At 72.6% G+C, this 24,566-nt stretch carries 7 protein-coding genes; 3 read left to right on the top strand and 4 right to left on the bottom strand.

Annotation, left to right across the window (positions count from 1 at the left end; genetic code table 11):
• Positions 1–87 precede the first annotated feature (87 nt).
• The 3 genes from SMIR_RS08370 to SMIR_RS08360 all read left to right on the top strand — a co-directional run bounded on the left by SMIR_RS08370 (position 88) and on the right by SMIR_RS08360 (position 4,445).
• Positions 88–1,311, top strand: coding sequence for a sensor histidine kinase (locus SMIR_RS08370; RefSeq protein ID WP_168496368.1), 1,224 nt, complete (start codon positions 88–90; stop codon positions 1,309–1,311).
• The gene (locus SMIR_RS08365) at positions 1,296–1,943 is read left to right on the top strand and encodes a response regulator (protein ID WP_212726829.1); all 648 of its coding nucleotides are present in this window, start codon (positions 1,296–1,298) and stop codon (positions 1,941–1,943) included. Before SMIR_RS08370 ends, SMIR_RS08365 begins: the two co-directional genes overlap by 16 nt.
• 636 nt (positions 1,944–2,579) lie before the next feature.
• On the top strand, positions 2,580–4,445 hold the full coding sequence (locus SMIR_RS08360) for an AfsR/SARP family transcriptional regulator (protein ID WP_168496372.1): 1,866 nt from the start codon (positions 2,580–2,582) through the stop codon (positions 4,443–4,445).
• 162 nt (positions 4,446–4,607) lie between these two features.
• On the opposite strand, the gene SMIR_RS08355 is transcribed toward SMIR_RS08360, so the two are convergent.
• From SMIR_RS08355 to SMIR_RS08340, 4 genes are read right to left on the bottom strand one after another with little or no spacing between them, the layout of a single operon-like run.
• Complete coding sequence (locus SMIR_RS08355; RefSeq protein WP_168496373.1) at positions 4,608–5,552, bottom strand: TauD/TfdA family dioxygenase; 945 nt, start codon at positions 5,550–5,552, stop codon at positions 4,608–4,610.
• A gap of 41 nt (positions 5,553–5,593) precedes the next feature.
• A complete protein-coding gene (locus SMIR_RS08350; protein WP_212726828.1) occupies positions 5,594–6,634 on the bottom strand; it encodes a MupA/Atu3671 family FMN-dependent luciferase-like monooxygenase in 1,041 nt (346 codons plus the stop codon).
• A 21-nt stretch (positions 6,635–6,655) separates the two neighbouring features.
• A complete protein-coding gene (locus tag SMIR_RS08345; RefSeq protein ID WP_212726827.1) occupies positions 6,656–7,951 on the bottom strand; it encodes an MFS transporter in 1,296 nt (431 codons plus the stop codon).
• A gap of 54 nt (positions 7,952–8,005) precedes the next feature.
• Positions 8,006–24,565, bottom strand: a complete 16,560-nt coding sequence (locus SMIR_RS08340) for a non-ribosomal peptide synthetase (protein WP_212726826.1) — start codon at positions 24,563–24,565, stop codon at positions 8,006–8,008.
• Between the last annotated feature and the right edge of the window lies 1 nt (position 24,566).

The raw sequence follows: 24,566 nt of genomic DNA, 5'->3' as shown, positions 1-24,566 counted from the left end.
CCCCACCGGCGCACTGACCTGCGCTCTACTCCGCAAGTAGAGCTAGCTCTACCCTAATTGAACAGATGTCTGGGATACCGTGCTCACATGCGTCCCAGAACGGCTTGGCAGGCAATGGCTCAGCGCCCACTGAGCTTCTTGACCTCCAGCTGGCCATGGCGCTCCCTGGCCTATTTGGCCTCCGGCGTCATGGTCGGCGCGGCCGCTGTGGCCGTCCTCGTCACCGGGCTCGTGGCCGGTCTGGTCCTGCTGGTGGTCCTGGTCGGCGTGGCCCCGCTCGTGGGGGCCGTCCTGTCCTCGATCACCGTGGCGACGGTCGAGCGGCGGCGGCTGCGCCTGGTCGACCTGGACGCCATGCCGAACCCGCACCGTCCGCCCGCCGAACCCGGCCTGCGGGCCTGGGTCTCGACCCGGCTGACCGAACAGGTCACCTGGCGCGAGCTGCTGTTCACGCTCATCTCCGCGGCGGCGCTGTGGTGGCTGGACCTGCTGGTTCTGGTGTTCTGCTTCGGCCTGCCCGCCCTGCTGTTCAAGTCGCTCGAGGACGGCTCCACATGGCCGTGGGCGGTCTTCGGCACGATCGTGCTGCTGGCCTCGCCCTACACCGTGACGTCCTGGGCCGGGGCACGTGCCGCGCTCGCCCGGACCTTCCTGGCCCCGCGTGACGAGGAGCTCGGGGAGTCGCTGCGGGAGGTGCAGGCCGCGCGGGTGCGGCTCATCGACTCCTTCGACGCCGAGCGCGTGCGCATCGAGCGGGACCTGCACGACGGAGCCCAACAACGCTTGGTGTCACTCGGGATGACGCTCGGTCTGATGCGTCTCGACATCCCCGAGGGGTCGCCGCTCGGCGCGCAGCTCACCGCGGCCGAGCAGCAGCTCTCCGCCGCCCACCAGGAGTTGCGCAGTCTCATCCGGGGGCTCAACCCCCCGGTGCTCGCCGATCACGGCCTGGTCGCCGCCGTCCAGGACCACGCCAGTCGTTTCCCCATTCCGGTCACCGTCGATCTCCAGCTGCCGGGGCGGCTGCCGAGGCAGCTGGAGACCAACGTGTACTACCTGATCAACGAGGCCATGACGAACATCGCGCGACACAGCGGCGCCAAATGCGCCAAGGTGCACGGCCGTTACCACTCGGACCTGCTGATTCTGGAGATCACGGACGACGGTCACGGCGGTGCGGATCCGGGCGCGGGCACCGGTCTGACCGGACTCGCGGACCGGCTCACCGCGCTGGACGGGCGTATGCGGGTGTCCAGCCCGGTCGGGGGCCCGACCCTGCTCCACGTGGAGGTCCCATGCCACTTCGCGTGATCGTCGCGGAGGACGCGGTCCTGTTGCGCGAGGGACTGGTCAGCCTGTTGCAGCGGTTCGGCCACGAGACGCTCGCCGCCGTCGGTGACGCGGACGCGCTCGTCGAGGCGGTCCACCGGCACCGGCCGGATCTGGTCATCACGGACGTGCGGATGCCGCCGGGCAACGCCGACGACGGTCTGCGTGCGGCCGTCGCCCTGCGGGAGGACCACGCCGGGCTGCCGGTCCTGGTGCTCAGCCAGTACGTCGAGCGGTCGTACGCCATGCGGTTGCTCGACTCGTGGAACGGCACCGCGGTCGGCTACCTGCTGAAGGAGCGGGTGGGCGCGGTCACCGACTTCATGGCGGCCCTGGACCGCGTGGCGACGGGTGGGACCGTGGTGGACCCCGAGGTGATCCACCAACTGGTCAGTCTGCGCCCCGATCCGCTGGAGCGCCTCACCGCCCGGGAAAAGGAGGTTCTCAGCCTGATGGCCGAAGGTTGCGCCAACGCGAACATGGCGGCTCGTTTGTTCATCAGCGAGGCCGCGGTGAACAAGCACATTGGTAATATCTTTAACAAGCTAGATCTTCCGGTGGACATGGACGGACATCGCCGCGTCCTTGCGGTGTTGGCTTTTCTGAGAGCCTGAACCGTTCGCCGTTCAACGGTTTCGAGCGCTGCGTCGAAAGGGGGAAGTGAGAAGGGAACAAGAGCCCACCGATTCCAAGAACCCGGGTGCGTGCCAGCCGCCCGGATCGATGGACACAGTTGTGCTTGAACATGCACGGGGGAACTGATTTGAGGATGAAAAGCAGGAAAACAGGAAAAGAATCGGCCAAGATATACGGCCTCGGTCGAGAGCGTTCAGGGTGCGGAAAGTCCCACCCTTTCCTCGGCCTCATTCCACCCATTCCGGACGGCCCTTCCGCCGTCCCAGGGCAAGATTCCAGCCAATATCCGGCTCTCTCCGACCGGACGGTCGCCCGGTGCCGCTGTACGCGCCGGCGCGGACACCAGCACTCCGCGTCACACCGTCCGGGGCTCCGCGGGCCGTGGCTCATCGCACGGCCATCTCGCGCGCTCCCCTGAACCGCCCCCGGAAGCGATCCCGTCGTCGGCGTCATCGCCCACGCGTCCGTCGTACTTCCGCGTTCAGGCATGCCTTCTCGGCTCGCGCACTTCCCTGTGGGGGGCGACCGATCGCGCTCGCGCAGAGCGCTTTCCCGCGCCCTGGCCGACGCATGCCCCGAGCAGCACCCGCCACTAGCCACAAGGATCCACACGGATGGAATTTCGTCTTCTGGGCCCGGTCGAGGTCCTCTCCCACGGCACTCCCGTCAGACTCTCCGGCACCAAGATCCACACCGTGCTCAGCACCCTGCTCCTGGCCCGCGGCCGGTCGGTGACCTACGAGCAGCTCAGCGCACGCCTGTGGGGCTGGTCCCCGCCCTCATCGATGCACGCACAGATCTATACGTACATACACAAGCTCCGAAAGAGCCTGGGCGACGAGGTGCGGCTGACCCGGCAGCACCGCGGCTACCAGCTCGACATCGACGACTCGGCGCTCGATCTGCTTCAGTTCGAAAACCTCGTCGAGGCCGGGCGGCGCGCGCTCGACCACGGCGACCACCGCACGGCGGGGGCCAAGTTCAAGGCCGGTCTCGAGCTCTGGCGCGGCACGGCGCTGGCCAACGTCACCGAACACCTCGCCGAGCTCGAACGGCCGGCTCTGGAGGAGGCGTTCGTCGCGGCGACCGAGCAGCGGATCGCCGCGGAACTGGCGGTCGGTGAACAGGCCAGACTCATACCCGAGTTGATGGCCCTGGTCAGCCAGCACCCGCTGCGCGAACGCTTCCGCGCCCAGCTCGTCGTCGCGCTCGGCCGCAGCAACCGCCAGGCCGACGCGCTCCTCACCTTCCACGAGGGACGCAAGCTGCTCTCGGAACAGCTGGGGGTGGACCCCGGCCCGGAGCTGTCCGAGGCGTATCAGTCGGTCCTCGACGACTACACCGAGCCGCCCGCCGACTCCACACCCGTGATGATCACGCAGGCGCAGCCGAGGCGGACGGCGGCCGTGCTGCTGCCGCCCGACATCACCCCCCTCGTCGGGCGTACGGCCGAACTCGTGGCAGTGGAGGGCGGGGTGGCCGCCGCCGCGGAACTGTCGACCCGCTCGGCACCGGTGCGCATTCTCATCACGGGGCCGGTGGGGTCCGGCAAGACGGCGCTCGCGGTCCGGGCCGCCCACAACTGCGCGGAGATGTTCCCGGACGGTGTGCTGTTCGCCCGGACCCGACAGGCGGACGGGACCGTACGCCGACCCGAGAGCGTTCTGAGCCAGTTGCTCAACGGCCTCGGCCAGGACACGTGCCCCGACGGCCAACTGCACGAACTGGTGCGGCTGTACCGGCTCGCCTCGCACGGACGGCGCGTACTGATCGTCCTTGACGACGTTGTCACAGGCATGGACGTCGAGCAGTTCGTCCCGAACAGCCCGCACGCGGCGGTCGTCATGACCAGCCGCAGCCGGCTGCCTTCCGTGACCTACGGTGACACCGTGTCCCTGGGGCCGCTCTTCACGAAGGACGGGGTGGAACTCCTCGCCGCCATCGGGGGAGAGGAGACGGTGCTGAAGGACCCGCCGGCGGCTCGTGCGGTCGTCGAGTTCTGCGACGGCCTTCCGCTGGCGCTGCGCCTCGTCGGGGCGCGGCTGGCCGCCCGGCCGCTGTGGACGATCGGCGACCTCGCCTCGCGGCTGTCCAACCCCTACCGTCGTCTGGACGAACTGGCGTACGGCACCCAGAGCATCCGCGGGACCCTCATGACGGCGATGGAGCAACTCCCCGAAGAGGCACGCGCGCTGCTGCCGAGGCTCGGTCGTATCGCAGAGCCGGAGTTCGGCGCGGATGCGCTCGCCGACCGGACGGCGCTGGAGCCGGTCGTCGAGGAGCGGCTGGAGAAGCTGGCCGACGCCTGGTTCATCGTGCCGTCCTCGGTCGACGACCACGGCCGGCTGCGCTTCCGGTTCGCCTCGCTGACCCGGCTGATCGCCACCGAGATGGTGGCCGAGGCGGACTGCGGGGACCTGGAGTCCGACGCCGGCGGGACCGCGCTGTCCGCGGCGGCCTGCGCCGGAGCGGACCACTGATGCTGCTGGGCCGCGCGGACCACGCGCCGACCCGGCGGACATCGCGGCGACATGAGACACGCGCCCGGGACCGGGGGCCGCCCGGAGCGCGCCGTCCGTCTCACACCCTGCCCGTCCCCCCGGTGTGCCGTCCCGAGACGGCACACCGGGGGGCGCCCCCGTTCAGTCGGACATCGCCACCAGGATGCGGCGGGTGCCCTCGAACGGCCGGCGGCCGTGCGCGGTCAGCACGTTGTCGATCAGCAGGACGTCACCGGCCCGCCAGTCGACGTCCACGGCGGCCTCCAGCCCGCGGTCGCGGATCTGGACGACGTACTCGTCCGGAATCGGGCTGCCGTCCGCGAAGGTGACGTACTGCGGGAACTCCTCGGGCGAGAGGATCTCGTACAGCTCCTTGGAGGTCTCGTCGCCGAGCCCGGCCGGATGCCACTGGTCGGCCTGGTTGAACCACACCTCGGCGCCCGTCACCGGATGCCGGGTGACCGCCCGGCGCAGCTGGGTGATCCGGATGCCGTCAGTCCCCCACTCCCACTCCGCTTCCGAGGCGGTCAGGAACTCCTCCACCGACCGGCGGTCGTCCGTCTCGAACGTGTCCTGCCAGCTCTTGCCGAGCCCGTAGCCGTCGTGGAGGTTCTGCACGTAGCGCACCCCGCCGGTGAACGCCTCGCGCACCTCCTGGTCGAGGGAGGACAGCCACAGTTCGCAGTCCACCACCGGGGTCGCGCCTCCGCTCTCGGCGGCCTTCTCGCAGTAGAACGCGAGCCGGGCCGGCCAACGGCGGGCGTAGTTCAGCTCGTTGTGCATCGAGATGGTGAAGCGCTGCGGATACTCGGTGGAAGTGTAGAGGTTGCCGCGTACCCGGGTGCGAGGCGAGTTTCCGTGCACGTAGGGCAGGCGGTTGGGCAGCAGCCGACCCAGCACCGGCTCGATGGACTCCGGGGTGACGCCGAAGCCCCGGAAGACCAGCGCCTTGCGCTCGGTGAGCAGTGTGGTGAGCTCCTCGGCGCCCAGTCCGGTGAGCCAGTCGGCCAGGTCGGGGGCGGCGACGTCCGCGCTGGTGATCTCATACGGGGCCCAGTCCCGCTCTGCCCGGAGTGCGGTGGTCATATGTGTCTCCTGTCTGTCCTGTCGCTGTGTGCGGATACGGCTCACCGGGCGGCGATCTCGTGCAGCTTGCCGAGCTTGTCGATGCCGTCGAGGACGGCCCGGGACTCCACGCCGAAGTCGACGAGGCAGCCGATCTCGTCGACCCCCAGGGCGCGGATGTGCGGGAGCAGTTCGGCGGCACGCTCGACGCTGCCGAACAGACCCCCGGTGTCGAAGTAGCGGTCGAAGGCACGGGCGGCCAGGTAGTCCATGTCGGCCGCGTTCAGCTGGGCCAGGTCGACGTCCTTGCCCAGGAACGACTTGGCGGTCAGGTTCGCCGAGCTCTTCAGATAGGCGGTGAAGGGTCCGCGCACCAGTTCGCGCACCCGCTCCAGGTCGTCGCCCAGCAGGGTGTGCAGCATCAGCACCACGTGACCGGTCCAGCCGTCGTGCTCGGCCGCCGCGACCCGGCGGTACTCGGCGATCTTCCCGGCGACCTCCTCCAGGCTCTGGCCCAGCAGGTGGGTGAGCACGCCCGCCCGCATCCGGGCCGCCGCACGGAAGGTGTCCACACCGCCGGCCGAGGTCAGCCAGATCGGCAGTTCGCTCTGCACGGCCGGCGGGTAGGCCCGGATCTCCACCGCCCGGCCGAGGCCGTCCTCGGCGGCCATCGGCTCCCCGCGCCACAGCCGCCGTACCTGCTCGGCGGTGTCCCGTACCAGCGTGCGACGCTCCGCGTAGCTCTCCGGCCGCAGGGCGAAGTCGACGGCGTTCCAGCCAGAGGCGAAGGCGACGCCGACCCGGCCGCCCGACAGGTTGTCGACGACCGACCACTCCTCGGCGATCCGCGCCGGGTGGTGGAGCGGGGCCACCACGCTGCCGGCCCGGATGCCGATCCGCTGGGTGCAGGTGGCCAGCGCCGCGCCGAGCACGGAGGGGTTGGGGTAGGCGCCGCCGAACGGATCGAAGTGCCGTTCCGGGGTCCACACCGCGGCGAGCCCCGCCCGGTCGGCGAGTTTCGCGCCCTCGATCAGCAGCTGGTAGCGGCCCCCGTCACCGGCTTCCGTGCTGTCGTGGGCGAAGTAGAACAGACTCAGGTCCATGAAACGGTCCTTCGGGTCGGGTCAGACAGAGGTCGGGTCGGCCGCCTCCGCGGCGGGCGCGACAGGGGTGTCGGTGACAAGCCGGGCCCGGCGCATGGCCGGGACCAGGAGGGCCGCCAGCGCGACGAGGGCCATGCCCCCGGCGCTCAGGAGAATGGCGGTCGGTCCGTCGAACCGGTCGATGAGCGAGCTGAAGGCGAGTGCGCCCGCGGTGGATCCGGCCGCGGTGACGAGCCCGGCGACCGCCGCCACCCGGCCCTGCATCTCGTGCGGCGTCATGGTCATCTGGTAGACGGCCGCGGCGACGCCGAAGACAGCACCGATCAGGTTCATGGCGCCGAACAGCACGCCCAGGCCGACGGGGCTGGAGACCACGTACATGCCGGCCATCAGCAGCGCCCAGACCGCGAAGCCGCCGCAGAGCAGTGCCGGCAGGGGTACACGGCGCGTCCACCAGCGGGCGGTGAGCGCCCCGAGCAACCCGCCGCAGCCACTGATGCCGAGCAGCAGGCCGACCGTGGACTCGTCGTGGCCCTGCTCCTTGACCAGGACGACGACCAGGGCCAGCGAAACCACCTGGAGGAAGCCGCCGGCCACCGCGGTCAGCGGGATCGCCACGCGTAGGAACGGCTGCCGGCGCACCCACACCAGCCCGTCGGCGAGGTCCCGGCGGACCAGGCGGCGCTGTGCGGCGCGGGGCGGACGGCAATCGGCCCGGATGAACCGTATGTTGACCGCGGCGACGGCCGCCCCGACGGCGCCGGCGAGGTACGGGCTCCACCGCGCCCAGGAGAACAGGACGGTGCCCAGCGGCCCGCCCAGCAGGCCCGCGCTCCGGCCGCGCGCCTCGTTCTGCGCCATCGCCGCGGTCAGCTGCGCCGCCGGCACGATGGTGAGCACCGAGGCACGCTCGGCGAGACCGGCGACGATGGCGAGGCTGACGTCCGCGGCGATCAGCGCGAGCAGCCACGGGATGCCGAGGCTCCCCAGCAGTACCGCCGCCGCCACGACCGCGAGCACCGTCGCCCGGCCCACCGCGCAGATCTCCATCACCCGACGCCGGTCCCACCGGTCGACCAGCACGCCCGCCGGGAGTTGCAGGACCGCGTAGGGCACCACGGCCGCCATCGAGGCGAGGCCCGCCGCCCGCGCCGAACCTCCGGAGACGTCCAGCGCAAGCAGCGGATAGCAGGCACCGCTCAGGCGGGAGCCGAAGAACTGCAGCCAGTTGCCGGTCCACAGGAGCAGGAAGTCCCGGTTGCGGCGCAGCGGCACCACCTCGGTGGATTCGCCGGCGGATGGGTCGACGGCCGTCATGCGCCGAGCCTGCGCCGGTTGTCTACAGCGTTCCTACGCACCTCTATGCCGAGGCTACCCACGACGCTCACCGGCGCTCAGCACCCGTCCGATCTCCGCGATCGCGGACGGCAGCGTGAGCATCTGCTCGTGCTCGGCGTCCACGGTGTGCTCCACGATGCGCCCGCCGACGTACGGCTGCCACGTCCGGGCGTCACCGGCCACCCGGCCGCCGGGCGCGGCGGAGACGAAGAGCAGGTCCCCGTCGAAGACGGCAGGCCGGTACGCGCGCATCATCCGTACGTTGTCCACGAAGGTGTCGATCATCCGGACGAGTTGGGCGTCGTCGAGGTCGACCACGGACGGGTTCTCCCGGCGCAGGAACGCCAGGTACGGCTCGACCGGCAGCTCACCGCGGGCGAGGGCGGCCGGGTCGAAGTCGAAGCCGACCGCGCGCATCTGCGCCGCGACGACCTCCTCGCGACTGGGCGGCACGGCGTCCGCCGGCTCGGGGTGGGCGTCCAGGACGGCGAGCAGGTCCACGGTGACGCCCTGTTCGGCGAGCCGCACCGCGACCGCGTGCGCGACATGGCCGCCGAAGGACCAGCCGAGCAGCCGGCAGGGGCCCGCCGGGACGATCGCGCGGATCTGCCGCACGTAGTCGTCGGCCATCTCCTCCACGGTCGCCGGCCTGCCCTGCGCATCGGCGAGACCTCGGGCCTGGAGGCCGTAGACCGGCTGCCCGGGATGGAGATGGGTGAGCAGGGCCGCGTAGCACCAGGCGGCGCCGGACGCCGGGTGGAGGCAGAACAGCGGCGGTTGCGTGCCGCGCGTGCGCAGGGGCAGCAAGGACCGCATCGTGCCGACGTCGTCCCCGCCGTCCGTGAGCCGGGCGGCCAGCTCGGCCGGGGTCGGCGCGTCGAAGAGCATCCGGACGGTCACCGGTGCCTGGAGCGCCGCCCGCAGACGGGCGACCAGACTCGCCGCCAGCATCGAATGCCCGCCGCGCTCGAAGAAGTTGTCGTCCGCGCTCACCGACGGGACACGCAGCACCTCGGCGAACAGGCCGCAGACGATCTCCTCCTCCGCCCCGCGCGGCGGGCGGCCCGCCCGGTGGGTGTCGTGGGCGGGGGCGGGCAGCGCGCGCCGGTCCAGCTTGCCGGTGGCGGTGAGCGGCAGGGTGTCGAGGACGACGACCGCGGCCGGCACCATGTACTCGGGCAGGGTGCGCCTGAGCCGCTCCCGCAGCACCGCCGGGTCGCACTCGGCGCCGGGCGCGGGAACCACGTAGCCGACGATCCGCTGGTCCCCGGGCTGGTCCTCGCGGACCACGACCGCCGCTCGGGCCACCTCGGGTGCCGCGGACAGGGAGTGCTGGATCTCGCCGAGCTCGACCCGCTGGCCACGGATCTTCACCTGGTCGTCGGCTCGGCCGAGGAACTCCAGCGCGCCGTGTTCGTTCCAGCGGGCCAGGTCGCCGGCGCGGTACAGACGGGCACCGGGCGGGCCGAACGGGTCCGCCAGGAAGCGCTGCGCGGTCGGACCGGGCCGGCCGTGGTAGCCGCGCGCCAGGCCGGCACCGCCGATGTACAGCTCGCCCGGGTCGCCCTGGGCCACCGGACGCAGCCGGTCGTCGAGCACGAGCAGCCGGGTGTTGTCGAGCGGTACGCCGATGGGGGCGTCGTCCGCCCAGTCGGCCACGGCGTCCGGCAGGGTCCAGGCGGAGACGACGTGGGTCTCGGCGGGACCGTAGTGGTTGTGGAGCCGGGTGCCGGGGTGGGCGGCGAAGAACGCGCGCACGTGGGGGCGCAGGGTGAGTCCTTCGCCGGCCTGGGCGACCGTGCGCAGCGTTCCCAGGTCCGTGCCGTTGTCGGCGGCGGCCTCCAGTACCGCGTCGATGACGAGGTTCGGCGCGAGCAGGTCCGTCACCCGCGTCTCGGCCAGCCACTCGGCGAGGGCCACCGGGTCGCGGCGGACGTCCTCGGGGCAGACCACGAGGGTGTCGCCGTGGAGCAGGGCGGCGAGCACCTCCTGGACGGAGACGTCGAAGCCGACCGCGGAGAACTGGGCGATCCTGCTCGGGCCCGCCGAGGGCAGCGTGCGCGCGTGCCAGGTCATCAGGTTGCGCATCGCGCGTTGGGTCATCACGACCCCCTTGGGCCGGCCGGTGGACCCGGAGGTGTAGATCACGTAGGCGGGGCTGTCCGGGGTGGCGCGCCGCCGGGGACGGGGGGTGGTCGCGGGACCGTCGGCGGCCGAGGCCGCCGGAGCGGAGGTGACCTCGAGAATCCGTGCGTCGGTCGCGGGCAGCGTCGCGCGTAGCGCGCCGTCCGTGACGATCGCCGTCGGCCGCAGGTCGGCCAGCATGACGGCGACGCGTCCGGCGGGCAGGGCGCTGTCGAGCGGCAGATACGCCGCGCCGCACTTGAGGGTGGCCACCAGGGCCACCAGGAGGTCGGCCGAGCGCGGCAACAGCACCCCCACGTAGTGCTCGGGGCCGGCGCCGGCCGCCCGCAACCGCGCGGCGAGCGCGTCGGCCCGTTCGTCCAGCTCGCGGTAGGTGACGGTGGTGCCGTCGGCGACCGCGGCGGCCCGGTCGGGGGTGTGCGCCGCCTGGTCCTCGAAGAGCTCGGCGAGCGTGTGGTCGGCGAGTATGCCGTGCGGTCCCTGGCCGAGCGTGACCGCTCGCGCGGCCAGGTCCGGGCCGGTGGTCGGGAGTTCGTCGACCGGTGTCGTCGGCTCCTCGACCGCCGCTTCCAGCAGGGTGGTGAGTTGGTCGACGATGCGCCGGGCGCGGAGGGCGTCGTACGCGTCCGTGCTGAACAGCAGCTGACCGGCGATGCCGGCCGGGGCGCCGTCGTCGTCGCGCCGCCCGAACAGGGAGAAGGACAGGTCCAGCCGGGCGGTGCCGGTCTGCAGGCGTTCCTCGGCCAGCCGCAGTCCGTCGACGCCGGTCACGGCCCGGGTGCCGACGCGCTGGTCCTGCCAGATCAGTTCGACCTGGTAGAGGGGGTGGCGCGACATGGACCGGCCTGGGTTGACCACCTCGACCAGCCGCTCGAAGGGCAGGTCCTGGTGCGAGTACGCCGCGAGGTCGGTCTCCCGTACCCGGTCGACGAGTTCGGCGAAGGTCGGCGCGCCGGAGACGTCGGTGCGCAGTACCAGGGTGTTCACGAAGAAGCCGACGAGTTGTGACAGCGCGTCGTCGGTGCGGCCGGCGACGATCGTGCCGATGGGGATGTCGTCGCCCGCTCCGCCGCGCCGCAGCACGACGGCGAGGGCGGCCTGGATCACCATGAAGGGCGTGGCATGGGCGGCCGCGGCCAGCCGGGTGATCCGCCCGTGCAGCGCGGTGGGGATCTCGAAGGGGATCACCTCGCCGCGGTGGGTCGGCACGTCGGGACGCGGACGCCGGCCGGCCAGGGCCAGTTCCTCGGGAACGCCCGCGAGTGTCTTCGTCCAGTGCGCGAGCTGCCGGCTGATCAGGCTGTCCGGGTCGTCCTCGGTGCCGAGCAGGTCGCGCTGCCAGAGCGTGAAGTCGGCGTACTGGACGGGCAGCGGCGACCAGTCGGGGGCCCGGCCGGCGGCGCGGGCCCGGTAGGCCTCGACGAGGTCCTCGGTGACCTGCCGCAGCGACCAGCCGTCCCCCGCGATGTGATGGATCACCAGCAGGACGACCTGTTCGTCGCCGCCCGGCCGCAGCAGCCAGGCGCGCACGGGGATCTCCGTGGCCAGGTCGAAGGTGCGCAGCACCGCAGCGGCCGTGTCGCGCCGCACGTCCGTGGTCTCCAGCACGGTGAGCGGCACGCGCGCGTCGTCCCGCACCACCTGGTACGGGCCGTCGTCGTCCGCGCCGATGACGGTGCGCAGGCTCTCGTGCCGGGCCGCGAGGTCCCGCAGCGCGGCGTCGAGCGCGGCCACGTCGATGTCACCGGTCAGCCGCAGCGCGGTCGGGATGTTGTACGTCGGGGTGGGGCCGTCGAGCTGGTCGAGGAACCAGAGCCGCTGCTGGGCGAAGGAGAGCGGGACACGGTCCGGCCGTAGCCGTGCCACCAGGGCGGGCCGGGCGGCCCCGGAGGTGTCGAGGGCGTCCGCGAGCCCGGCCACCGTCGGGGTGTCGAACAGCCGGCGCACCGTCACCTCGGTCCGCAGGACCGCGCGGATCCGGCTGACCAGCGCGGTGGCGAGGAGCGAGTGGCCGCCGAGGTCGAAGAAGTTGTCGTCGATGCCGAGGTGGGGGATGCCGAGTGTGTCGGCGAAGAGGTCGCGTAGGAGTTCTTCGTGGGGGGTGCGGGGGTCGCGGCTGTTTTCTGCGGTGGTGTAGACGGGTGCGGGGAGGGCTTTGCGGTCGAGTTTTCCGGAGGGGGTGAGTGGGAGGGTGTCGAGGGGGATGACGGCGGAGGGGATCATGTAGTCGGGCAGGGTGTGGGAGGTGTGTGTGCGGAGTGTGGTGGTGTCGGTGGTGGGGTCGGTGACGACGTAGGCGATGAGTCGTTTGTCGCCGGGTGTGTCTTCGCGGACGGTGACGGCGGCTCGTCGTACGTGTGGGTGTGTGAGGAGTGCGGTTTCGATTTCGCCTGGTTCGATGCGGAAGCCGCGGATTTTGGTTTGGTCGTCGGTGCGGCCGAGGTAGTCGAGGTGTCCGTCGGTGCGTCGTTGTGCGATGTCTCCGGTGCGGTACATGCGGGATCCTGTGGGGCCGAAGGGGTCGGCCACGAACCGGGATGCTGTGAGGCCTGGGCGTGCGTGGTATCCGCGTGCCACTCCGGTGCCGGCGACGTACAGCTCCCCGGGCACCCCCACCGGCAGCATCTGGAGCCGGGCGTCCAGCACGTACACGGATGTGTTGGCCAGCGGACCGCCGATGTCGGGCGCCTCGCCCTCGGTCACCTCCGAGGCGGTCGACCACACCGTCGTCTCCGTCGGGCCGTACAGGTTGTTCACGCTCACCGCCGCGGCGGTGAGCGTGTCCGCGAGATCCGGCGGCAGCGCCTCCCCGCCGACAAGGACCCGCACGTCGCGCACCGCGGTGGGGTCGGTGTCGAGCAGGCTCCGCCACAGCCCCGGCGTCGCCTGCATCAGCAGGGAGCCGGGCCGGTCGCGCTCGGCCCGCACGAGAACAGCGAGCCGGGCCGGATCGAGGACGGTGTCCCGGGCCACGAGCACCACGGTGGCGCCGGTCACCAGGGGCAGGAACAGCTCCAGCACCGAGATGTCGAAGCCGATGGTCGTCACGGCGGCGAGCCGGTCGCCGTTCCCGATGGCACACCGCTCGGCCATGGAGTGCAGGAAGTTGGTCACCGCGGCCCGCGGGACGACGACACCCTTGGGCCGTCCCGTCGAGCCGGAGGTGTAGATCACGTACGCCGCCGCCGTGCCCGGTACGGCGACCGTGGCGTCCGTGGCGGGGTGGCGGGAGACGTCCGTCTCGTCGATGTACAGGCGGGGCAGGCCGGTGCCCGCGGCCGGGTCGGTCGAGCGGCTGGTGAGGAGCAGGGTGGGGGCAGCGTCGGTGAGCATGAACGCGGTGCGGTCGGCGGGGTGGTCGGGGTCGAGGGGGATGTAGGCGGCTCCGGTGCGGAGTGTGGCGAGGAGGGCGACCACGAGGTCGGTGGAGCGTGGCAGGGACACCGCGACGAATGATTCGGGGCCTACTCCGCGGGTGCGCAGTTCGTGGGCGAGCCGGTTGGCGGCCGTGTCGAGTTCGCCGAAGGTGAGTGCCTCGTCGCCGGTCTCCACCGCGGTCGCGTCCGGCGAGCGCCGCACCGCCTCGGCCACCCACTCCACGAAGGTGCCCTCCGGCAGCGTCTCCGGGGTGGCGGTTCCGGAGGCGACCAGGGCGACGGCCTCCTTCTCGGTGGTGAGCCGCAGTGTGGCGACGGGGGTGTCGGGGTCGGCGACGGCCTGTTCCAGCAGCCGGACGAACCACTCGGCGAACCGTTCGGCGGTCCCGCGGTCGAAGAGGTCCTCCGCGAACTCCAGCGCGCCCACCAGACCGGCCGGTGCGCCCTCGCCGCCACGCCGTTCGGTGAGGGTGAAGGTGAGGTCGACCTTGGCTCCGCCGGCGGGAGCGGGGACGGCCCGCGCGTCGAGGCCGCCCAGCGGCAGTGATCCGCCGTCCGTGGCGGGGGTGTTGTCCCACATCAGCATGGTCTGGAAGAGGGGGTGGCGGACCATGGAGCGGGACGGGTTGACCGCTTCCACCACGCGTTCGAAGGGCACGTCCTGGTGGGCGAATGCCGCGAGGTCCGTCTCGCGTATCCGGTCCAGCAGTTCGGCGAAGGACGGATCGCCCGACACGTCGGTGCGCAGGACCAGTGTGTTGACGAAGAACCCCACGAGTTCTTCCAGCGCGTCGTCCGTGCGGCCCGCGACCGGGGATCCGAGCGGGATGTCGTCGCCCGCGCCCAGCCGGTGCAACAGCACGGCCACCGCCGCCTGCATCACCATGAACACACTCACCCGGTGTGCGGCCGCCAACTCGGCTATGGCGGTGTGCAGTTCGGGAGAGACCGTGAGCGGTACCCGGTCGCCGCGGTAGGAGGCGGCCGCCGGACGTGACCGGTCGGCCGGCAGTGCCAGCTCCTGCGGTACTCCTTCCAGGGCCGTCTTCCAGAATTCCAGCTGTCGGACCAGTTCGGCCTTCTCGTCGCTCTCGTCGCCGAGCAGGTCGCGCTGCCACAGCGCGAAGTCCGCGTACTGCACGGGCAGTTGCGTCCACGCGGGTGCGGCCCCGCCCACCCGCGCCCCGTACGCCACGGCCACGTCCCGCACCAACACCGGCAACGACCAGCCGTCGCCGGCGATGTGGTGGAGCAGGATCAGCAGCGCGTGCTCGCTCTCACCGAGCTCGAACAGCGTGACGCGGAGAGGGATCCCCTGGGCGAGGTCGAACCCGTGGGCGGTCGCGGCCGCGATCCGTTCGGGCAGCTCCTCCTCCGTGCACGGCACGCGGTGGATCTCCGGCCGCACGTCGTCGAGGATCACCTGATGCGGTCCTTCGGCGTCCTCGGCGAACACGGTCCGCAGACTCTCGTGCCGTGCCACCACGTCCGCCAGCGCCTGCCGCAGCGCCACGACGTCCAGCTCACCGGAAAGCCGCAGCGCGTTGGCCAGGTTGTAGGTGGGGCTCGGGCCGTCCATCTGGTGCAGGAACCACAGGCGTTGCTGGGCGTACGACAGCGGCAGCCGCTCGGGCCGCGGCATCTGCCGTACCGCGTCGCGGGCGCCGTCCGCCTCCCTGAGCAGGGCGGCGACTCCGGCGACCGTGGGCGTCTCGAACAGCCGGCGCACGGAGATCTCCACGCCGAGCGTCGACCGGATCCTGCTCGCCAGCCGGGTGGCGAGCAGGGAGTGGCCGCCCCGGTCGAAGAAGTCGTCGTCGATGCCGACCGCGGGCACCCGCAGCACCTCGGCGAACAGGCCGCACAGGATCTCCTCCTGCGGGGAGCGGGGCGCCCGCCCCGGCGCCGGCGCGTGGTGGTCCGGAGCGGGCAGGGCGCGCCGGTCGAGCTTGCCGTTGGGCGTCAGGGGCAGGTCGGGGAGCGGCACGATCGCGGACGGCACCAGGTGGTCGGGCAGCGACGCGGAGAGACGGGTGCGCAGGCGGGCCGGGTCCAGGTCCGCACCGGGCGCGGGCACGGCGTAGGCGACCAGCCGCTTGTCGCCCGGCGCGTCCTCGCGGACCACGACCGCGCAGCGCCGCACCTCGGGCAGCCCGGCGAGCGCGGCTTCGACCTCCCCGGGTTCGATCCGGAAGCCGCGGATCTTCACCTGGTCGTCGGACCGGCCGACGTATTCGAGGAGGCCCGACCGGGTCCAGCGGACGAGGTCGCCGGTGCGGTACATGCGCGTCCCGGGCGGCCCGTACGGGTCGGCGACGAACCGCTCCGAGGTCAGACCGGGGCGCGCGTGATAGCCGCGGGCGAGGTTGTCGCCGGCCAGGTGCAGTTCGCCGGTCACGCCGGGCGCGACGGGCAGCAGCCCGGTGTCCAGTACGTAGACGCGGGTGTTGTCGATCGGCAGGCCGATCGGCGCGGTGCCGGGCCAGTCGGCCACGTCGGCCGGGAGCGTCCAGCCGGTGACGACGTGCGTCTCGGCCGGACCGTAGTGGTTGTGCAGGCGGGTCGCCGTGGCGCCGTGGTGGGCGCGCACCGGCTCGCTCAGTGTGAGGGCCTCGCCGGCCTGGACGAGGTGCCGCAGCACGGACAGGTCGGCGCCGCACTCGCGCGCGGCCTCCAGCACGCCGTCGATGACCAGGTTGGGCGCGTACAGCTCGGCCACGCGCTCCCGCTCGAGCCAGCGGGCGAGGGCGACGGGGTCGCGGCGCACGTCCTCCGGGCACACGGCGAGAGTGCGGCCGGTGAGCAGGGCGAAGAGCATCTCCTGGACCGACACGTCGAAGCCGACGGCGGTGAACTGGGCGACGACGGTGCCGTGTTCACCGGGCACGGCCCGCTCGTGCCAGGCGAGCAGGTTGGTCAGGGCGCGGCCGGGCATCAGGATGCCCTTGGGCCGGCCGGTGGAGCCCGAGGTGTAGATGACGTACGCGGGGTGTTCAGGCCGGACGGGGCGTACGGCGCGCACGGGGGCCGCGGCCGGGGGCGGCTCCTCGTCGAGGAGGAACCGGTCGACGCCGTCGAGGGGCAGTTCGGCCGCGAGGGCGGAGGTGGTGACGACTACCCGCGGTGCCGTGTCGGCGAGCATCAGGCCGATCCGTTCGGCCGGGTAGTACGGGTCGACCGGTACATAGGCGGCGCCCGTCTTCAGTACGGCGACGAGCGTGACGACCAGGTCCGCGCCGCGGGGCAGCGCGACCGCCACGAACTCCTCGGGGGCGGCGCCGCGGCGGATCAGCTCGGCCGCGAGCGCTTCCGCCGCAGTGTCGACCTGACGGAAGGTCAGGCTTGTGCCGTCCGCCGTCACGGCGACCCCGTCCGGGGTCCGGGCGGCCTGCGCGGCGAACGCTTCGGCGAGCGAGACCGCCTCGCGCGGCAGCGCGGTCTCGTTCACCGCGGTCAGCAGCAGGGCGCGCTCGGCCTCGTCCAGCACGTCGATCCGGTGCACCGGCCGCTCGGCGTCGACGGCGACGGCGCGCAGGACCCGCAGCAGGCAGGCGGCGAACCGGTCGGCGGTGGAGTCGTCGAACAGGTCGGTGCTGTACTCCAGGCGCACCGAGAGCCCGTCGGGTGCGCCGCGCTCCGCGCGCAGGTCGGCGAAGGCGAACAGCAGGTCGAAGGTGGCGACGCCGGTGCCGACCTCCTGGACGCGCATACGCAGCCCCGGCAGGTCCACCGCGTTCCAGCCGGCTGTCTGATGACCGGCGTTGTTCCAGGTCACCATCGTCTGGAACAGAGGGTGCCGGGCCATCGAGCGGTCCGGGTTGAGCTCCTCGACCAGCCGCTCGAACGGCACGTCCTGGTGGGCGTACGCGGCCAGGGAGGTCTCCCGGACGCGGGCCAGCACCTCGGTGAACGTGGGGTCGCCCGACAGGTCGGTGCGCAGGACGAGCGTGTTGACGAAGAACCCGACAAGTCCCTCGAGGACCTCGTTCGTGCGGCCCGCGCTGGGTGTGCCGAGCGGGATGTCCTGACCGGCTCCGATCCGGGACAGACTGACGGCGAGCGCCGCCTGCACGACCATGAACAGGCTCGCCCGGTGCTGCTGGGCGAGGGCCTCCAGCGCGGCGTGGAGCTCCGCCGGCACCTCGAACCGGATCTCCGCGCCCCGGCCGGTGGGCGTGTGCGGGCGGGGCCGGTCGGCAGGCAGCGTCAGTTCCTCGGGGAGGCCGGCGAGTGCGGTGCGCCAGTGGTCGAGCTGGCGGGCCAGCTCGCTGGAGGGGTCGTCGGCGGTGCCGAGCACGTCCTGCTGCCACAGCGTGTAGTCGGCGTACTGGACGGTGAGCGGCCGCCAGGCGGGCGCGGCCCCGCCGCTGCGCGCGGCGTACGCGGTCGCCAGGTCCTGGACGAGCAGTGGCATCGACCAGCCGCCGTCGCCCGCGATGTGGTGCATCACGAGGAGCAGCACGTGCTCGTGCGGCGCGAGGGCGAACAGATGGGCCCGCAGCGGGATGTCGGTGGCGAGGTCGAAACCGGTGCGGGCTGCGGCGGCGAGCCGTGCGTCGAGGTCGTCCGCGGTGGCGTCCTCGACACCGAGGGACGGTGCCAGGGGCTCCAGGATGCGCTGGTAGGGGCCTTCGGCGTCCTCGGCGAAGACCGTGCGCAGGGTCTCGTGGCGCGCCACGACGTCGGCGAGCGCCGTCCTCAGGGCGGCTGGGTCGAGAGTGCCGGTGAGGCGCAGCGCGACGGGCACGTTGTACGTGGGGCTCAGCCGGTCCTCGAACTGATTGAGGAACCAAAGCCGTTGCTGGGCGAAGGAGGCGGGCAGCCGGTCGGGGCGTCGGCCCGCCACGAGCGGGGCGCGCTTGGTGCCCGCCGCGTCCAGCCGGGCCGCGAGCCCGGCCACGGTGGGCATCTCGAACAGCGTGCTGATCGGCAGTTCGACGTCGAGCACCGACCGCACCCGGCTGACAAGCCGCATCGCGGCCAGCGAGTGTCCGCCGGCGGCGAAGAAGTCGTCGTCGATGAAGATCTGCGGCCGGTTGAGGATCTCCGCGAACAGGCCGCACAGGATCTCCTCCTGCGGCGAGCGGGGCAGCCGGCCGGTGGCCTCCGGGCTGTCGGTGGGCTCGGGCAGCGCCTTGCGGTCGAGCTTGCCGTTGGCGGTCAGCGGCAGTTCGTCGAGCAGGACGAACACGGTGGGCACCATGTACTCGGGCAGCGCCGCGGACAGGTGGCCGCGCAGCACCGAGGGGTGGGTGTCACCCACGACGTGGGCGACCAGCCGCTGTTCGCCCGAGGCGTCCGGGCGCACGGTCACGGCGGCCGCGGCGACGTCCGGGTGGGTGCCGAGGACGGCCTCGATCTCACCCGTCTCGATGCGGAAGCCGCGCAGCTTGACCTGGTGGTCGCCGCGTCCGACGTACGACAGGTCGCCGTCGGCGGTCCGGCGGACCATGTCACCGGTGCGGTACATGAGGGAGCCCCGGGCGCCGTACGGGTCGGCGACGAAGCGCTCGGCGGTGCGGGCCGACTGCCCGAGGTAGCCGCGGGCCAGACCGTCGCCCGCGATGTACAGCTCTCCGGTGACGCCCGGCGGGACCGGGCGCAGCGCGTCGTCGAGGACGTGCAGGCGAGTGTTGTCGATCGGGCGGCCGATGTGCGGCAGCGCCCGGTCCACGGGTGCCGCGGTCGACCAGATCGTCGTCTCGGTCGGGCCGTACACGTTGAGGACGCCCGCGGCGTGCGCGGTGAGGGTGGCGGCGAGTGCCGGGGGCAGGGCCTCGCCGCCGACCAGGACGCGTACGCCGGTCAGGAAGGACGCGTCCCGTCCCACGGCGGCCTGCCACAGCGTGGGGGTGGCCTGCATGACCGTGATGCCGTGCTCGGTGACGGCGGTGCGCAGCGTCTCGGCGTCGCGGACGGTCTCGCGCGAGGCGACGACGACGGTGGCGCCGGTGGCCAGCGGCAGGTAGAGCTCCAGGCCGGCGATGTCGAATCCGACGGTGGTGACGGCGAGCAGCCGGTCGGCCGGGCTCATCGCGCACTGGTCGGCCATCGCACGCAGGAAGTTGTCCAGCGCCGACCGGCGGACGACCACGCCCTTGGGCACGCCCGTCGAGCCGGAGGTGTAGATGACGTAGGCGGCGCTCTCGCCGGGCACCCGGCGGGGCAGGTCAGAGCCGTCGTGGGCGGCGAGGTCGGTCTCCTCGACCAGGAGGGCCGGGATGGCGTCGGCGGGCAGCCGCGCCAGCAGGTCCCCTGTCGTGACGAGGGCGACCGGGGCGGCTTCGGACAGCATGCGGCGCACCCGGTCGGCCGGGAATTCGGTGTCGACGGGGAGGTAGGCGGCCCCCGACTTCTGCACGGCCAGCAGGGTGGTGACGAGGTCCGCGGTGCGTGGCAGCGCCACGGCCACGAACCGGTCCGCAGCCGCGCCGCGTTCCAGCAGCAGCCGGGCGAACGCGTTGGCGCGTGCGTTCAGTTCGGCGTACGTGAGGCGGACGCCGTCGGCCTGGACGGCCGGGGCGTGCGGGTGTTCGGCGGCGTACCGCTCGAACCGGTCGAGGAACCACCGGTCCTGCGCCGGCCGCTCGGTGGCGTTCCAGTCGGTCAGTACCGCGTGGCGTTCCTCGTCCAGCAGCACGTCCACGGCGCCGACGGGTCGGCCGGGTTCGGCGACCAGGCGGTGCAGCACCGTCACGAAGCGCTCCACGAGCCGCTCGGCCGTGGGCCGTTCGAAGAGGTCGGTGGCGTATTCGAGGATGCCGGTCATGCCCTCGGCGCCGCCGTCCCGCGCCATGTGCTCGCGCAGGTTGAAGGCGAGGTCGAACTTGGCCGCGCCGCTGCCGACACCGTGTGTGGTGACAGTGAGGTCGTGCAGCAGCGCGACGGCGTCCTGGGAGCCCTGACCGTTGGTGTTGTTGAAGGCGAGCAGCGTCTGGAACAGGGGCGAGCGGGACAGCGACCGCACCGGGTTGAGCACCTCGACGAGCCGTTCGAAGGGCAGGTCCTGGTGGGCGTAGGCGGCGAGGTCGGTCTCCCGGACCCGGCCGAGGAGTTCCTCGAAGGTCGGGTCGCCGCTGACGTCGGTGCGCAGGACGAGGGTGTTGACGAAGTCGCCGACGAGGTCGTCCAGGGCCTCGTCGAGCCGGCCGGCGACGGGGGTGCCGAGGGGGATGTCGTCTCCCGCGCCGAGCCGCGACAGGAGCACCGCGAGCGCGGCCTGCACCACCATGAAAACGGTGACGTTCGCCTCCCGCGCCCGGTCCGCGATCGCCCGGTGCAGGGACGCCGGTATCCGGATCACGACGTTGTCGCCCCGGTAGGAGGCGGCGGGCGGACGCGGGTGGTCGGTGGGCAGCGGGACCTCCTCGGGCAGGTCCGCGAGCGCGGCCTGCCAGAAGGCGAGCTGGCGGGCGGCCCGGCTGGTCCCGTCCTCCTCCGCGCCGAGCAGTTCGCGCTGCCAGAGCGCGTAGTCGGCGTACTGGACGGGCAGGTCGTGCCAGACCGGGGCGCGCCCCGCCGCGCGGGCCGTGTAGGCGAGGGTCAGATCGCGGGTGAGCAATGGCGTCGACCAGCCGTCGCCGGCGATGTGGTGCAGCAGGACGAGCAGTTCGTGCCGGTCCTCGGCCAGTTCGAACAGGCAGAGCCGGATGGGCAGGTCGCGGGCGAGGTCGAAGGGGTGGCGGGCGTGCTCGGCCAGGGTGGCGTCGAGCTGCTCCTCGGTGCAGCGGACCAGCACCAACTCGGGTGTGGCGTCGTGCAGTACGACCTGGTGGGCGCCGTTCTCGTCCTCGGCGACGACGGTGCGCAGGCTCTCGTGCCGTGCGACGACGTCCGCGTACGCGGCGCTCAGCGCCACCCGGTCGAGGGGACCGTCCAGGCGCAGGGCGGAGGCCAGGTTGTAGACCGGGCTGGGCCCCTCCAGGCGGTGCAGGAACCACAGGCGCTGCTGGGCGTACGACAGGGGTATCCGCTCGGGCCGCTCGCGGGCGTCGAGCGGCGGCCGGACCTCGCCGGTGCCGGTCAGGGACCGGGCGAGCGCGGCCGGTGTCGGGTTCTGGAAGAGCTGCTTGACGGCCAGTTCCACGCCAAGGGCCGTACGCAGCCTGCTGACCAGCCGGATCGCGAGCAGGGAGTGGCCGCCCAGGGCGAAGAAGTCGTCGTCCGCGCCGACGGCGGACCGGCCGAGGACGTCGGCGAACAGCTCTCGGATCAGCTCCTCCCGAGGGTCGCGGGGGGCTCGCCGCACGGGAAGCGCGTAGGCGTTCTCGTCGGGCGCGGGCAGGGCCCGGCGGTCGGTCTTGCCGTTGGGGGTCAGCGGCAGGGCGGCCAGTGGGACGACGGCCGACGGCACCATGTACTCGGGCAGCGCACCGGCCAGGCGCTCACGCAGCGCGTCCGTGTCGACGTCCTCGGGCGTCACGTAGGCCACCAGCCGCTGGTCGCCCGGGCGGTCCTCGCGGGCGACGACGACGGTGCGGGTGACCCCCGGGAAGCCGGCGGCGACCGCCTCGATCTCGCCGGGCTCCACACGGAAGCCGCGCAGTTTGATCTGGGCGTCGGCGCGGCCGGCGTACTCGAGGTTGCCGTCCGGACGCCAGCGGGCGAGGTCGCCGGTGCGGTACATCCGCTCGCCCGCGGCGCCGTAGGGATCGGCGACGAAGCGTTCGGCGGTGAGTCCGGGGCGGTTCGCGTAGCCGCGGGCGAGCACCACGCCGGCGACGTACAGCTCGCCGGTGACACCGGGGGCGACCGGGCGCAGCGCACCGTCCAGGACGTAGGTCCGGGTGTTCGGGAAGGGGCGACCCACCGGGACCGGGCCGTCGGGCAGGTCGCTGCCCGGCTCCACCCGGTGCTCCAGGCAGTTGACGGTGGCTTCGGTCGGCCCGTAGGCATTGATCACGAGGGCCTCGGGGTGGGCGGCCCGCCAGCCGCGGACGGCCTCGCCGCGCAGGGCTTCGCCGCCGAGGATCAGGGTGCCGGACGGCGACACCGTGTCCGGCAGCGTGCCGAGCAGCTCCAGGTGACTGGGGGTGCCCTTGAGGAAGGTGGGGCGGGGGCCGCCGGTGGCGTCGGGCAGCTCCGCCAGGTGGACGCAGCCGCCGGAGACCAGGGGGGTGTACAGACCGGTCACGGTCAGGTCGAAGGCGACCGACGAGTGCGCGAGCGCGAGTCCGGTGGCGTCGGGGTAGGCGTCGCGGGCGCGGCTGAGGTAGGCGCCGACCGAGCGGTGCTCGACGACGACGCCCTTGGGCCGGCCGGTCGAGCCCGAGGTGAAGATCAGGTACGCGGGGTCGTGCGGATGCGGGCCGGCCGTGTACGAGTCGGCCTCGCCGTCGGTGACGGCGAGCGTGTCGACGGCGGGCGGGGCGGTGCCGGGCTCGGCGATGACCAGGACGGCCGCGCTGTCGGCCAGGACGGCGGCGACGCGCTCGGCGGGGTGGTCCGGGTCGACGGGCACGTAGGCGCCGCCGGACTTGGCGACTCCGAGCAGGGCGACCGCCAGGTCGAGGCCGCGTGGCAGCATCACCGCGACGTGCCGGCCGGGACCGACGCCCCGGCGGACGAGTTCGCGGGCCAGGAAGCTCGCGCGGGCGTCCAGTTCACGGTAGGTGAGCACGCGCCCGCCGGCCCGCACGGCCGGCGCCTCGGGTGTCCGGCGGGCCTGCTCGGTGAACAGCTCGGGCAGAGTCGCGCCGTCGAGCTCCCCTGCGGGGCCGGTGGCGTACGCCATGACGCGCTCGCGGTCCTCGGGGCCGGTCAGGTCGATCCGTCCGACCGGCAGCTCCGGCCGGTGGATCAGCGCGTCCAGCACCCGGCGGAAGCGGGCGACGACGGCGGCGACGGCCGTCTCGTCGAACAGGTCGCGCTGGTGGAATAGTTTGAAGCGCAGGCAGTCCTGCGGCATCCCGACAAGACTGAGCGGGAAGTGGTTGGCGGAGTGGCTCTCGGCGCCGACCACCTGGATCTCGTCGGTACCGGAGGAGACACGGGGGGCCTCCTCGAACGGGAAGTTCTCGAAGACGACCGAGGTGTCGAAGAGCGGGCCGAGACCTGCCCGGTGCTGGATCTCCAGCAGCCCCACATGCTGATGCGCCATCAGCTCGGCCTGGGCGGTGTGCACGTGGCGCAGCAGCTCGGTGCCGGTCGCCTCCGGGCGCAGCCGCACCCGCAGCGGCAGCGTGTTGATGAACAGGCCGACCATGGACTCGATGCCGGGCAGTTCGGCGGGCCGGCCGTTGACGGTCACACCGAACACCACGTCGTCGCTGCCGGTGAGCCCGGACAGCACCAGCGACCAGGCGGTCTGGACCACGGTGTTGACCGTGACACCGGCGGCCCGGGCGCCGGCCGTGAGCGCGTCGGTGTCCTGCGGGGAGAGCCCGAACTCGTGGCGTCCGGGGTCCTGCGGCGTGTGGTCGGTGCCGGGCGCGACGCATGTCGGGGCGGCGAGACCGCCGAGCATGCCGTCCCAGGCGGACCGGGTCGCGTCGGCGTCCTGCCGGGCGAGCCACTCCAAGTAGGTCCGGTAGGGCACGACCGGCGACAGCTGCCGAGAGTCGGCGTCCGTGACGTACAGGGTGTGGAACTCCTTGAGCAGGATGGGCAGCGACCAGCCGTCGAGCACCGTGTGGTGGATGGTGAGCACGAGACGGTGGCTGAGCTCGCCGAGCCGGATGAGCGTGAACCGGATCAGCGGCGGGCGTCCGATGTCGAAGCGCCGTTCACGGTCGGCGAGCGTGACGCGGCGCGCCTCGGCGTCCGCCTGATCGGCGTCCCGACCGGAGAGGTCCACCTCGGTCCAGGGCAGCCGGTACCGGGCCGCGACGACCTGGACCCAGTCGCCGCTCGACCGCTGCCGGAACGCCACGCGAAGGCTGGCATGCCGCTGTAGGAGGACCTCGGCGGCCCGCCGGGCCCGGTCCTGGTCCAGTGGCCCGGCCAGGTGGAACGTCGACTGCACCGTGTAGATGTCCGGTGTCGCCTCGTCGAAGACGCTGTGGAACAGCAGGCCACTCTGGAGCGGGGAGAGGGGCAGGATGTCGTCTACCGTACGGGTGGTTCGCGCCACG

Origin of the sequence: Streptomyces mirabilis (genome assembly GCF_018310535.1) — a bacterium.
Classification (GTDB): Bacteria; Actinomycetota; Actinomycetes; order Streptomycetales; family Streptomycetaceae; genus Streptomyces.
This window is presented reverse-complemented; position numbering and strand designations above follow the sequence as displayed.

Excerpts from the sequence above, each read along its gene's own strand:
- SMIR_RS08370 (WP_168496368.1), top strand. The coding sequence starts at position 88 with ATGCGTCCCAGAACGGCTTGGCAGGCAATGGCTCAGCGCCCACTGAGC.
- SMIR_RS08365 (WP_212726829.1), top strand. The coding sequence starts at position 1,296 with ATGCCACTTCGCGTGATCGTCGCGGAGGACGCGGTCCTGTTGCGCGAG.
- SMIR_RS08360 (WP_168496372.1), top strand. The coding sequence starts at position 2,580 with ATGGAATTTCGTCTTCTGGGCCCGGTCGAGGTCCTCTCCCACGGCACT.
- SMIR_RS08355 (WP_168496373.1), bottom strand. The coding sequence starts at position 5,552 with ATGACCACCGCACTCCGGGCAGAGCGGGACTGGGCCCCGTATGAGATC.
- SMIR_RS08350 (WP_212726828.1), bottom strand. The coding sequence starts at position 6,634 with ATGGACCTGAGTCTGTTCTACTTCGCCCACGACAGCACGGAAGCCGGT.
- SMIR_RS08345 (WP_212726827.1), bottom strand. The coding sequence starts at position 7,951 with ATGACGGCCGTCGACCCATCCGCCGGCGAATCCACCGAGGTGGTGCCG.